The sequence below is a fragment of the Paenibacillus sp. YN15 genome (assembly GCF_003285005.1).
GTDB lineage: Bacteria > Bacillota > Bacilli > Paenibacillales > NBRC-103111 > Paenibacillus_AR.
Genome location: NZ_QMFA01000041.1, coordinates 1 through 12589, shown reverse-complemented (window position 1 = coordinate 12589; position 12589 = coordinate 1). Strand labels below are relative to the sequence as shown.

The 12589-nt window shown below is 56.4% G+C and carries 9 protein-coding genes; 7 read left to right on the top strand and 2 right to left on the bottom strand.

Annotated features, from left to right (window positions below):
* Positions 1 to 300: 300 nt before the first annotated feature.
* The 4 genes from DQG13_RS24520 to DQG13_RS24505 all read left to right on the top strand — a co-directional run bounded on the left by DQG13_RS24520 (position 301) and on the right by DQG13_RS24505 (position 6671).
* The gene (locus DQG13_RS24520) at positions 301 to 861 is read left to right on the top strand and encodes a hypothetical protein (RefSeq protein WP_113022815.1); all 561 of its coding nucleotides are present in this window, start codon (positions 301 to 303) and stop codon (positions 859 to 861) included.
* A gap of 127 nt (positions 862 to 988) precedes the next feature.
* A complete protein-coding gene (locus tag DQG13_RS24515) occupies positions 989 to 2017 on the top strand; it encodes an agmatine deiminase family protein (RefSeq protein ID WP_113022814.1) in 1029 nt (342 codons plus the stop codon).
* Between the two features lie 50 nt (positions 2018 to 2067).
* Positions 2068 to 2946 (top strand): N-carbamoylputrescine amidase, encoded by an 879-nt coding sequence (gene aguB, locus DQG13_RS24510; protein ID WP_113022813.1) that lies wholly within the window; start codon positions 2068 to 2070, stop codon positions 2944 to 2946.
* 254 nt (positions 2947 to 3200) lie between these two features.
* On the top strand, positions 3201 to 6671 hold the full coding sequence (locus DQG13_RS24505; protein ID WP_113022812.1) for an ABC transporter substrate binding protein: 3471 nt from the start codon (positions 3201 to 3203) through the stop codon (positions 6669 to 6671).
* 68 nt (positions 6672 to 6739) lie between these two features.
* Here DQG13_RS24505 and DQG13_RS24500 read toward each other — a convergent pair whose 3' ends face one another.
* Entirely contained in the window at positions 6740 to 7684 is a 945-nt protein-coding gene (locus tag DQG13_RS24500) for a DMT family transporter (protein WP_113022811.1), read from the bottom strand.
* 132 nt (positions 7685 to 7816) lie between these two features.
* On the opposite strand from DQG13_RS24500, the gene DQG13_RS24495 reads away from it, so the two are divergent.
* The 3 genes from DQG13_RS24495 (at position 7817) to rbsK (ending at position 11223) form a co-directional block, all read left to right on the top strand.
* Complete coding sequence (locus tag DQG13_RS24495) at positions 7817 to 9253, top strand: aminotransferase-like domain-containing protein (protein ID WP_181592973.1); 1437 nt, start codon at positions 7817 to 7819, stop codon at positions 9251 to 9253.
* A 91-nt stretch (positions 9254 to 9344) separates the two neighbouring features.
* Complete coding sequence (locus DQG13_RS24490; protein ID WP_113022810.1) at positions 9345 to 10295, top strand: nucleoside hydrolase; 951 nt, start codon at positions 9345 to 9347, stop codon at positions 10293 to 10295.
* Positions 10288 to 11223: a ribokinase gene (gene rbsK / locus DQG13_RS24485; protein ID WP_113022809.1), complete on the top strand. Its 936-nt coding sequence runs from the start codon at positions 10288 to 10290 to the stop codon at positions 11221 to 11223. Before DQG13_RS24490 ends, rbsK begins: the two co-directional genes overlap by 8 nt.
* Positions 11224 to 11563: 340 nt before the next feature.
* Here rbsK and DQG13_RS24480 read toward each other — a convergent pair whose 3' ends face one another.
* A complete protein-coding gene (locus tag DQG13_RS24480) occupies positions 11564 to 12364 on the bottom strand; it encodes an AraC family transcriptional regulator (RefSeq protein ID WP_113022808.1) in 801 nt (266 codons plus the stop codon).
* Positions 12365 to 12589 lie beyond the last annotated feature (225 nt).

The following is a 12589-nucleotide window of genomic DNA, read 5'->3' as shown; positions in this document are numbered from 1 at the left end:
TACGGAACTAAGAAACTCTTACGCAGCTTTATGCGGCAAAAATGGGGAGAAATGAGGCTGTGGCGGGGAATAAGCGCTTCTCAGTTCCGTAAGGACGCCCAATGGGTCTTAAAGCCGCTTTAAGAGTCGCTCAGTTCCGCTACGCTCCTCCGAGGTTGGGATGAGAGGGAGCTTGCGAGTAACTTCGGCCTTCACTCCTCCCGGACTTTTACTTTGCAGCGATAGTCGGGTAATATGAAGAAAATGTGGTTGGCGATTAAGCTATGTCCGGATGTTGTCCGGAAGAGGGAGGCGGATGCCTTGTACAACCTGCCATCGGCCTGTCTGAACTTTCTTATTTATATATACCGGTTATATGAAGCGCAGTCCCGCTTTCAGGATGGCTCCGGGGCCGTTGATTTGCCAATTGGCCGCTTCGATGATATGGAAGCTGCGTGGGAACAGTATTTGAGCTTGTTTGCGGAGTATATGCGGCAGCATCCCGGCCAATCCCTCCTGACCCTGGACATTCATCAGTTTGAGCAAATGGAGGAGGGTATCCCGCCGCATATTCAATTGGCTGGCTGCCACAAGGAACAATGGACGCAGATACACCGTTCTTTTCGTTCCTGTTGGTATCACCCTTGCGGCACCAAAAACATATTGGAAAACTGCTCGGATACGTTTATGGTCGAGCTTCAAGAAGTGATGAAGCAAGCTCCATCCGTCCATCACCAGTTTGAATCGGCTGTTCTGCTGATCGTGTATGAAAATATTCCTGCGGGCCTTCTTACACATAAAGACCGGCTTTGGGTTATCTCCTTGAAGGAGCTGGTACGCGGCGGCGCGCTGCAGAGTGTGGCGCAAAAACTGCTGCAATAAGTTTCAAACGGCGGATGCCATTGTGGGACAGGAGTTTTTACTATAAGATAAGAAGTTGATGGACGGGCCTCAGGCCTGCCCGCTGCGGATCTGCAAACTTATGATACCAAGAAATGCGAGGGACCCCATGAATCCGAAAGAGCTTTCCTACACCATGCCCCCCGAGTGGGCTAAACATAGCGGCACATTCATCTCCTGGCCTGTCCGGGACTCCATGGTATACCCCGAGGATTATGAGCAGGTATGTCTCGGTTATGAAAATATTATTCGCGCCATTGCCGAATTCGAGCCGGTGACCGTCGTGGTCAATCCCGAAGATGAAGGCCCGGTGCGCTCCAGGCTGGCCGGCGTTCAGGCGGAATGTCTCGCCATTCCCCACAATGATGCCTGGCTCCGCGACAACGGCCCCACCTTCCTGCTGGACAAGGCCGGACATCTGGGAGCGGTCAACTGGGGCTTCAATGCCTGGGGCGGCAAATACGAGCCCTGGGATCTGGATGACGCGGTGGCTCCGGCTATTATCGCCCACACGGGAGCGCGTCGGTTTGACGCTCCTATTGTGATGGAGGGCGGGTCCATCCACACGGACGGGGAAGGCACCATGATCACCACCGAGGAATGCCTGCTGAATCCCAACCGCAATCCCGATTTAACCCGGGAGCAGATTGAGGAAGAGCTGAAGCGCCACGCCGGTATTGAAAAGATCATCTGGCTTAAGCGGGGTTTAAGCGGCGACGAAACCGACGGTCATGTGGACAATATTGCCTGTTTTGCCGCACCGGGCAAGGTTATTCTTCAGGTATCCGACGAACCGGGAGATGAGAATACAGCCATCACCCGGGAGAATCTGGCGATTCTGGCCGCCGCGGCTGACGCCAAGGGCCGTCCGCTGGAGGTTATTCCAATCAAGCAGCCCCCGTACAGGGAGTACAACGGAAAACGTCTGACCCTAAGCTATCTGAATTTCTACTTTGCCAACGGCGGCATCATCCTCCCCGTATTCGGCGAAGACGCTGCGGAGACCGACCGTTTGGCGGAGGAGACGCTGGCCCGGGTATTCCCGGACCGCCGGATTCGCACCGTGGACGGGATGGCGATTATCAAAGAGGGCGGCAATGTGCATTGCACCACCCAGCAGACGCCTGCGCCCCAGTAAATGCTTACGATGCCAGTTTTGCTTGCGCAAAACTTTCAGGAGGGACAAGAATGAGAAAAGTTACCGTAGCGGCTACCCAAATGAGCTGCACATCCGATATGGAGGAAAATATCCGCCGGGCGGATAAGCTGGTCCGCCAGGCAGCGGCCGAGGGAGCGCAGATTATCCTGCTTCAGGAGCTGTTTGAGACCCCTTATTTTTGCCAGAAGGAAAAATCCGATTATTATGTCTACGCCAGAGAGCTGGAGGAGAACAAGGCCGTGGCCCATTTCCGGGAAGTGGCCCGGGAGCTTCAGGTAGTGCTGCCCATCAGCTTCTATGAAAAGAAGAATTACGCCCGCTACAATTCCCTTGCCGTGATCGATGCCGACGGCTCTGTGCTGGGGCTCTACCGCAAGAGCCATATCCCCGACGGACCGGGTTATGAGGAGAAATTTTATTTTAACCCGGGGGACACCGGCTTTAAGGTCTGGAAAACCCGCTATGCCAAAATTGGCGTGGGCGTATGCTGGGATCAATGGTATCCAGAAGCGGCCCGCTGTATGGCGCTTATGGGAGCGGAGCTTCTGTTCTATCCCACCGCCATCGGCTCCGAACCCCAGGACGGCACCATAGACTCCCGGGATCACTGGCAAATGTGCATGCTGGGCCATGCAGCCTGCAATCTGATGCCGGTCATCGCCTCCAACCGGATCGGCTTGGAGTCCGACGGCGACTCCAGCATTACCTTTTACGGCTCCTCTTTTATTGCCGGACCCACCGGCCAAAAGGTGGCGGAAGCCGGCAGGGAGGAGGAGGCTGTCCTCACTGCGGAATTCGACCTGGACCAATTGGAAATCCAGCGGATTGAATGGGGGATATTCCGGGACCGCCGCCCGGACCTGTACCGTGTGATCACTACGTATGACGGAAGCACCGCCATCGACTGAACGCCTGTAGAAAATCTCCAAATCTGGACAGTCTTATGACTGCCGATTTGGGGATTTTTTCATTTATCAATGACGAAACGGAATGTCACATGCTATAATAAATCCGATTATCCTGTTGAAATATGTTGATAAGACGGATAGATTTGGAATTGATTTGTCAATCATTCGACATGGCGGGAGCGTCAGGGACAGTTTTTACAGCGGGCCTACAAGAGAAATGAAACAGATGCGGCTGCTCAGGAGAGGATTTTTTCATGCCAGGATTCCGCCAACGATACTTGCAAAGATTGATGCTGCTTTTCCTGATTGTGACGGCCGCCGCCGGGCTGGCTCCGGGGACCGCACGCAGTGAAGAGAAGATGATTGCCTCTCCCCGGGTTCTTGTCCTGAACTCCTACCATAAGGGATTTGAATGGACGGATGAAGAAACGGCGGGAATAACGGATGCCCTGAAGAAGGCTGAGCTTCATCCGGTGATCTATACCGAATATGCCGACTGGAAGAGATTTCCTTCGGAATACAATCGGGAGAATCTGTTTTCCAACCTGCTTTACAAATATTCGGGCACGGATATTGACCTGATTGTGGCTTTTGACGATTTTGCTGTGGAATTCGCCCTGCAATATCGCAAAAGTCTCTTCAACAATGCGCCGATGGTTTATGCCGGGGTTGTGGAGGAGGCAGCGGATACTCTGCTTCATGGCCAAAGGAATGTGACCGGAGTCCTGGAAAATGTGGACCCGATTCCCACCATCCGGACAGCCAAGGCCGTCAATCCCGGATTGTCCAGCGTCTACCTGCTCCATGACCGCTCCGAAAGCGGAATAATGACGGGCAAGCAGATTCAGGAGAAGATTCGTATGACCTATCCGGAGCTGACCGTGGTTCCGCTGGACGACAAAACCTTCCCGCAGGTCCTGGATGTGGCCTCAGGCTTGAACCCGGAGCGGGACATGATCTTCATGACCACTTACTACAGCGACGCCAGCGGCAGCACGGTGGAATTCGAAAAGGCGTCCAAAGATTTGAGCCTGACCAGCAAAGCCCCGGTCTATCATCTGTATAACTTCGGCATGAATTACGGGGGTTTTGGGGGCAGCACCATCAGCGGAAAAAAACAGGGCGAGGAAGCCGCGGCTTTGGCCTTGCGGATTCTGAAGGGGGAGCGGGCCGATGAGATTCCCCGGGTGAAGCCTGAGGTTTTCACCACCACCTTCAGCTATGAGATGCTCCGCAAATTCGGAATCGGGGAGGAGCGTCTTCCCGAGGGCAGCATCATCCTGAACAAGCCTTTTTCCTTTTATGATGAATACCGGCCGTTGGTGCTGGGGGTGTTTTGGTCGTTTGTGGCCCTTGTGGGCTTTATCCTGCTGCTTCTGCTTCATATCCGGCAGACCCGGCGGATGCGCCGCAGGCTTGCCGGCAGCAATATGGAGCTGACGATGCTGAACCGCAACCTGGAGGCCTCCGAGGAGGTGCTGCGCCGTCAATTCAAGGAGCTGTCCTTCGTCAAGGAGAGTCTGTTTGTCAGCGAGGAGCGGTTCCGGCTGGCTACCGACGGTTCTGAAGCGGTCATATGGGATCTGGATATGGAGAAGGGACGTTCCTATTATTCGGACCGGTGGTATGAGCTGATGGGATATCCCAGAGACCCGTACATAATCAGCGATGACGGCTGGCGTCAATTGATCCATCCCGAGGATGTCGAGGAAGCAGACCGTGCCATGCAGGCCCATCTCCGCGGGGAAACTCCTTTTTATGCTGCGGAATACCGGATGCGGAAGCAGTCGGGGGAATATATCTGGTTTCAGGTGAGGGGCAAGGTAAGCCGGGGGAATAAAGGGGAGCCCAAACGTTTTGCCGGGTCCATGACCGATATTACCGAGCGCAAAAATTATGAGGCTATGCTGCAAAAAAGCTATCAGGAACTGGAGGCAACTTATGAAGAAGTAACTGCTCTTCAGGATGAATTGATGGAGCAGTACGATAAGCTGGTGAAGAATCAGGCTATGCTGGCCAGAAGCGAGGAACGGTACCGCCTGATTACCGAAGCCACCAATGACGGTGTCTGGGAGGTTGATTATACAACCGGGGAGACGTTTATCTCTCCACGGTGGTGGGACCTGATGAAGGTGGACCCGTCGCGGCGGGTGAAGGATTTTGCCTTCTCCGAGATGATTCATCCCGATGATCTGGCAGGTTACGAACATTGCATTGAGGAGCATAAAAGCGGCAAAAGCGATTATTACCAGTACGAGTACCGCCTGAGGCTGGGAACGGGGGAATACCGCTGGTTTTTGGGCAAGGGCAAGGCGATCAGGGATGAGAACGGGCAGATTATCCGGGTGGTAGGAGCGGATTTGGACATCCATGATCTGAAGACATCCGAGGAGAAGCTTCATGATCTGGCCTACTTCGACCCGCTTACCGGTCTTCCCAACCGGCTGTCCCTGACGGAGGAATTGGAGCGTTACGTGGGGGACGCAGATGCTCATGCCGTCATTTTTTATATGGATATCGATAATTTCAAATATATCAACGATACGATGGGCTATTCCGTGGGCGACGAATTGATCCGGCTGGTCAGCCGCCGTCTGGACGCCTTTACCGATGTGGAGGGAACCTTCTACCGCCTGGGGGGCGATGAGTTTGTGATGCTCCACGGGGGATATCAGTCTCCCGAGGTTGTTGCCCGGACTGCCGACCGGCTGATCCGCTGGTTGAAGGAGCCGTTTTTGGTGGGGGGCAGCATCATTCATTTGGCTCCCAGCATCGGCATTGTCCGTTATCCGGAGGACGGCCGGTCGGCGGAGGAGCTGCTGATGTTCGCCGATGTGGCCATGTACAAGGCCAAGGAAACCTGCAAGGGCGGCTACATTCTGTACGGGGCAACGCTGCAGCAGTCTTTTGCCAAGCGGATGGAGATTGAGCGGCATTTGCGCAATGCCTTGCAGAACGGGGAGCTGGAGCTTCATTACCAGCCCCAATACGAGCTTCAAAACGACGAAATCTCCGGCTTCGAGGCGCTGATCCGCTGGAACAGCCCCCAGCTCGGCAATGTGTCGCCCCTGTCGTTCATTCCCATTGCGGAGGCCTGCCAGCTGATTCTTCCCATTGGCGCTTGGGTGCTGGTCAAAGCCTGCCGCTTTATCCGGGAGCTGCAGCGGCGGGACGGGAAGCCGTACCGGATATCCGTCAACATCTCTGTGGTTCAGCTGGTTCAGGACGATTTTATCAGCACGGTGCTTGATTCCCTGAAGGAAGCCGATCTGGCCCCTGAGTATTTGGAAATTGAGATTACCGAGTCCATTTTTATGGAGTCCTTCGACCGGATCGTAGAAAAGCTGGACTATCTGAAGGCCCTGGGCATCCGCATTGCCCTGGATGACTTCGGCACCGGATATTCATCCCTCAGCTACCTCAAGGCGCTGCCTATCACCACCTTGAAGGTGGACAAGACCTTCATTGACGATGTGCCCGGCGCGGCGGAGAACCGTTCTCTGGCCAGCTCTATTGTGATGATCGGCCACCGGATGGGGCTGGAGGTGGTTGCCGAGGGAGTGGAATCCCGGGAGCAGCTGCAATATTTGCGCAGCCGCAAATGCGATAAAATTCAGGGGTACTATATCAGCAAGCCTCTGCCGGAGCATGCCATTGTGGAATGGCTGCGGGAAACCGCCGCGGCGCAGGATATCTCCGATACGCCTCCGGATTCCGGGGGATAAAAAATAAACAGCCCGTTTCCTGCATGCTGTCTCCGGCAGCTGCTTAAGGAACGGGCTGTTTGCGGCAGTCAGGCGGATTCCGCCTTCCCTTGCAGGGGAACAGGAGCGGCGGGTTTCCTCCGGCCGTTCAGAAGCATCCGCAGGCTGCGGAGATTCACCAGAATGATGCCGGCCAGAATAACCAATGCGCCTGCAGCGGAAATCCAGGAGAAGGCTTCCCCGTATACGGCGCTGCCCAAGCCCATGGCAATCAGCGGGGAAATGTAGAGCCAGGTGGAGGGGAATACCGGATTGGTCTTGGCATTCAGCCAGTAGAACAGGCTGTGGCCGATCATGGACCCGGCTACAGTCAGATACAGAATGGAGCCCATTGCCGGAAGGGTGAAAATCCGGGTTGGCCGGGGATGCTCCACCAACAGGGAGAGAATCAGGAGCAGGACACCGCCGAAGAGCATCTGCGCCGCGTTCAGGGCCAGGGGCGATGCTTCCGGACGCCGGTCCATCACAGCCTTGGAATACAGCGCGCCGCCTGAGTAGCAGAGCTCGCCCAGCAGCACCGCCAGGCATCCGGCCAGCCACATATAGCTGAAATCAAGCTTCAGCCCCGGCAGCATCAGCACAAATACTCCGGCAAAGCCGATGACGCAGCCTGCGGCTGAGGTGAAAGGGGCCCTCCTGCGGGTGCGCGCCGTCTGGAGCAGCAGGATCATGATCGGACCCGTTGCCGACAATACGGCCGCCAGTCCGGAGCTGATATGCTGCTCCGCCCAATAGAGGGTGGAGAAGGTGCCGAAGGTGACCAGGAAGCCGGTCACTAAGGTTTCCCTCCGCCACAACAGGGTCATGGACGCTTTTTTCTTCCAAAGCAAGTAGAGGAACAGCAGTCCGCCTGCTGCAATAAACCGGATGCTTGCGGAATAAAAGGGGGCAAGCCCGGCGTCAATCCCAATTTTGATGGCGAGAAAGGTCGTTCCGAAAATCAGGCACATAACAATAAAACCCAATGCGATCATTCTGATTCCTCCTAAGGGCTGTGGTTTTTATCATAAGGGAGAGGGGGCAGAACAGAATGAAACCGACAGAACAGAATGCCCGGAAATCATGTACAATAGGGAATATGACTTGTGCAGGGGAAGTGACCGCAGGTGCAAAAGGAGCAAAGGGAAGAAAAGGAGCAACGGGAGCGGAGCCGGACGTTTCATCTGTTCGAGCAGGTGGTGGAGTATCTGGCCACCCGGATTGCCCGGGGGGAGTGGCAGATCCATGAAAAGCTGCCCTCCGTCCGCATTCTGGCCATGGAGCTGAAGGTGCACCGGCTGACGGTTTTTCGCGCTTACCAGGAGCTGAAAACAAGAGGGCTGGTGTATGTGAAGGACAAGTCCGGCTATTATGTCCATCCCGGAGCCGAAGCCCGTGCCCCGGAGCCGTCCAGCGGAGCGATTGTTCCCGCTTATGCCGTGCGCAACCGCCTCTCGGAGATCCACCAGGTTCCCGTCGGCTACCAGTTTTCCGAGGCGCTGATTGACCCCAATCTGCTGCCGAACATGTATTTTTCCGATTATGTCAAAAAAGTCTTCGACCTCTACCCCAAGGTGCTGGCCACCTATGCCCCGGTCCAGGGGGATGAGGAGCTGCGGGAGACCCTCTGCCGCTATTTTGCCCGTACCCACCGCTTCCATCTCACCGCCCCGGAGCTCCTGGTGACCTCCGGCGCCCAGCAGGCCATCGATCTGATTTCGCGGATATTTATCAAGCCCATGGACGCGGTGCTGATTGAACGGCCCACGTACAGCTCGGCGGTGGATATTTTTTCGCAGATGGGCGCAAAGCTGGTGACGGTGGATATTCATCCATACGGCTACAATATGGAGCAGGTTGAATGGTGCATGCGGCATTACAAGCCCCGCCTGTTCTACTTGAATCCCACCTTCCATAACCCTACAGGCTACACGGTCCCGGCGGAGCAGCGGAAGCGGCTGGTGGAGCTGGCCGAGCAGTACCGCTGCCTGCTGGTGGATGACGATACCAATCACGATATTTATTTCGGCAAAGAGCCCCCTCCCCCCTTATTCGCCTATGACACGGAAGGGGTGGTGCTGTACATCCGGGGCTTCAGCAAATATGTGTCGCCGGGGCTCCGCATTGCCTGTGTGGCCTGCCGGCCGCCGCTTATGAAGCATCTGCTGACGGCCAAATCCCTGGCGGACAACGGCACCCCGCTTTTGAACCAGAAAATCTTCCTCCACTATTTCACCTCCGCCCGGCTGCAGCAGCATCTGGGGAAGCTGCGGATCGCCCTGCAAATCCGCAAGGACGTGATGGAGGAGGAGCTGCGGGATTCCGGCTGGCAATGGTCCAGTCCCGGGGGAGGCCTGAACCTGTGGGTCAGGCTGGCGGTGGGCATGTCGTCTCCGGCGCTCCTGGAGCGTTGCCTGGAGGCCTCCATTGCCTTTGTGCCCGGAGTCATCTGCGATCCCCTGCGCCAGATGAACGAGTGGGCCCGGTTCAGCTTTTCCTTCGCCAACGAGCCGCAAATCCGTGCCGGGATGAGGCGGGTGCTGGAGCTTTCCCGCCGGATTTGAACAATACTCCCCTGATTTTGAACAGCCCTTGCGGCCGCCGGCTGCTATGCTGGAAGTGTTGCTGATTCAACCATTAGAGGAGGAAAAAGATATGAACAGGCCGAATAATCTTCATCATGCAGAGCTGGTCCGCAGGCTGGAGCGGGCGCCTGCAGCGCCTGTCCGCATGGTGCTGGATACGGACACCTATAACGAAATTGATGACCAGTTTGCGGTGGTCTATGCCTTGCTGTCTCCGGAAGAGCTGAAGGTGGAAGCGCTGTACGCCGCTCCTTTCTTCAACCATATGAGCACCGGTCCTGCCGACGGCATGGAGCGCAGCTACGAGGAAATCCACCGGCTGCTGGAGCAGATGGGCCGTCCGTCGGAGGGATTTGTGTTCAGAGGCTCCAAGAGCTATCTGCCGGACGGGCGTACTCCTGTGGAAAGTGAAGCGGCCCGTGATCTGGTGCGGCGGGCGATGGCTTCCTCGGCGGATGATCCCCTGTACGTGGTTGCTATCGGAGCGATTACTAATGTGGCTTCGGCCATTCTGATGGAGCCGGCGATTGTGGATCGTATTGTGGTGGTGTGGCTGGGGGGACATGCCCGCCATTGGCCTGCCCAGGATGAATTCAACCTGATGCAGGATGTGCCGGCAGCGCGGCTTATCTTTGATTGCGGAGTCCCCCTGGTGCAAATCCCCTGTTACGGCGTTGCCTCTGGCTTGAACACCACCACCTCCGAGATGGAACAGTATGTGAAGGGCTGCGGCGCAATCGGGGATTTTTTGATGGAGCGGTTTTACGGGTTCCGGGAGGACCATTTCGGTTTTTCCAAAATTATGTGGGATATGACTGCCATTGCTTACCTGGTAAATCCGGAGTTTATCCCGGCGCATCTGGTGCACAGCCCGATATTGACCGATCAGCTCACCTTAAGCGAGGATGCGGGCCGGCATTTTATACGGTGCGCGTATTGGGTGGAGCGGGACCGCATCATGCGGGATTTTTTCCGGAAGCTAGGATACAGAACAATAAAGGCGGGTGGAATGGATGGGTAAAATAGCGGTGGTGGGCAGCATCAATATGGATGTGGTGAACCGGGTGGAGCGGCATCCCTTGCCCGGGGAAACGGTCAGCGGCCTGGATACGGCTTATGTCCCCGGAGGCAAGGGGGCCAACCAGGCGGTGGCGGCGGCTCAGGCCGGTGCGCAGGTGCTGATGATCGGCGCCGTGGGCCGGGACCCCTTTGGCGGGCCGCTGATTCAGGCGTTGGAGGCGGCGGGAGTAGACACTGGTGGAGTGCTGGTGAAGGCCGGCACCTCGGGTATGGCGTTTATTACCGTGGACAACAGCGGGGAGAACAACATTATTCTGTCGTCCGGAGCCAACGGCAAGCTGGATGCTGCCGATATGGAAGCGGGGCTCGAGAACGCGGCGGACCGGGGAGACGGGAGGTTGGACGGGGTGCTGCTGCAGAATGAAATTCCCTGGGAAACTACATCTGCCGCCGCCCGCCGCGCCCGTATCCTCGGCGCCACTGTGTATCTGAATCCGGCTCCTGCACGCAAGGTGGAGGATGAGGTGCTGGCGCTGGTGGATGTGCTGGTGGTCAATGAGACTGAGGCTGCCGCCATCAGCGGTATCCGGGTGAGCGGTCCCGGGGATGCGGAGGCGGCTGCAGAATGGCTGCTTGGCCGCGGCGTCGGGGAGGTCATCGTCACCTTGGGGGCGGCCGGGGTGATTTATGCCAGCCGGGAGGGGGAGCGGGTGAACGTTCCCGCCTTCCGGGTGGAGGCCGTGGACACCACTGCGGCAGGGGACACCTTCATCGGCGCGTATGCCGCGGCGCGGGAGCGGGGGGGCTCTGTGCAGGAGTCGTTGCGGTGGGCCAGCGCCGCCGCAGCCATTGCCGTTACCCGGCCGGGCGCCCAATCCTCGATTCCGGCGGCGGACGAGGTCAACCGGTGGCTCGACGGACGAAGGTAGAGGGAAGGCCGTCCGTCTGGGGCTGCGGATAGAGGGCGGACGGAACGGATTATGTTTATGGGATAGCGGCAGTCGGTTTTCCGCTATTGCCTGCTTCCGCCAGCAAAAAGCGCAACAAGGGAAGGAGAGTTTCCCTTATTGCGCTTCTTTTTCTCTGCAAGCCTCGATGATGGGGGGATAGGGGTAAGGGAAAAAGGCGTGCCGCTACCCTGAAATAACACTGGTCCTTGCCGCAGGCCGGATGGTGTTATGGAAGCCTCGAAACCGGCAAAGCCGGTTTCGAGGGCCTCTCGGACATTTCATCGGTCTAAAGGTGGGGCGGGAAACGCAGCATGAATGGCTATTGGGATGGGTTGGCCGCATCTGCCCCGCCGCTTCCGGGGATTGCCGTACGCTCTGCCTTTTTGCTGAAGCCGCTGGGGCTTTGTCCGGTTAACTGCCTGAATACGCTGCCGAACTGGGAAAGGGATGCAAAGCCGCAATCCAGGGCAATGGCGGTGAGGTTCTTGTCCCCTTGCTCGAGGATCATTTGCTTGGATTTGTCGATGCGGATTTTGCGGATGTATTGGGTGGGAGTCATCCCGTTCTCTTCCTTAAAAACATGCCGGAAATGATCCGGGCTGTATCCGCACATATCCGCCAGTTGGCCGAGCTGGATTTTTTGGCTATAATACTGTTCGATGTAGTTGGCGGCATACAGGGTTTGCCGGTTTGCAGGGGCAGCCGCTCTGTCTCCGGTCAAGCGCAATACCTCAATTAGGAGCAGCTCCAAATAACACCCGACAGCCTCATCCGAATAGCTGGTTCTGCAGATAAGCTCACGGTGAATCTGGCCGATCCAATAGAATATCCTGCCCGAGTGATCCTGATAGAGCCCCGGGGTAAGGGTAGGGAAGCCGGGATCATAATCAAAGCAGAAAAACGTCACATCCGTTTGAGTAGTCGAATGCTCGTTATGCTTGCTGTTTGCAGGCAAAACCGCAAAGGTGCCGGATTGATAACGGTAGTGATTGCGGCTGAATTCGGTGGTGCCGGTGCCGGTTTCGTAATATACAATTTCATGAATCGGATGGGCGTGCCAATCCACCTGATGCCCTGGGGGATGGGTGGCCCTGCGCAGGAAATGGAGTGAGTGTTTCATAGTGGAAGCCCCTTATTTCGGATATGGGTTTATACCGGTCTGATTCCAATATAGCATATAGCAGGGGGGAGGCTTTCAAAGTTTTATAAAAAAAGGTGTCAATAGTCTGAGAAAATGTCACCGTAACTCTTCTAAGAAAATGTCACTTTCAGTGTAGAATTGAGGCCGCCTACCAGGAGGCCTCGGCGTAGCTGTTGTGCTGTGAATAAGTCGCATCTTGGAAAG

Excerpts from the sequence above, each read along its gene's own strand:
- DQG13_RS24480 (WP_113022808.1), bottom strand. The coding sequence starts at position 12,364 with ATGAAACACTCACTCCATTTCCTGCGCAGGGCCACCCATCCCCCAGGG.
- DQG13_RS24505 (WP_113022812.1), top strand. The coding sequence starts at position 3,201 with ATGCCAGGATTCCGCCAACGATACTTGCAAAGATTGATGCTGCTTTTC.
- DQG13_RS24515 (WP_113022814.1), top strand. The coding sequence starts at position 989 with ATGAATCCGAAAGAGCTTTCCTACACCATGCCCCCCGAGTGGGCTAAA.
- DQG13_RS24500 (WP_113022811.1), bottom strand. The coding sequence starts at position 7,684 with ATGATCGCATTGGGTTTTATTGTTATGTGCCTGATTTTCGGAACGACC.
- DQG13_RS24490 (WP_113022810.1), top strand. The coding sequence starts at position 9,345 with ATGAACAGGCCGAATAATCTTCATCATGCAGAGCTGGTCCGCAGGCTG.
- rbsK (WP_113022809.1), top strand. The coding sequence starts at position 10,288 with ATGGGTAAAATAGCGGTGGTGGGCAGCATCAATATGGATGTGGTGAAC.
- aguB (WP_113022813.1), top strand. The coding sequence starts at position 2,068 with ATGAGAAAAGTTACCGTAGCGGCTACCCAAATGAGCTGCACATCCGAT.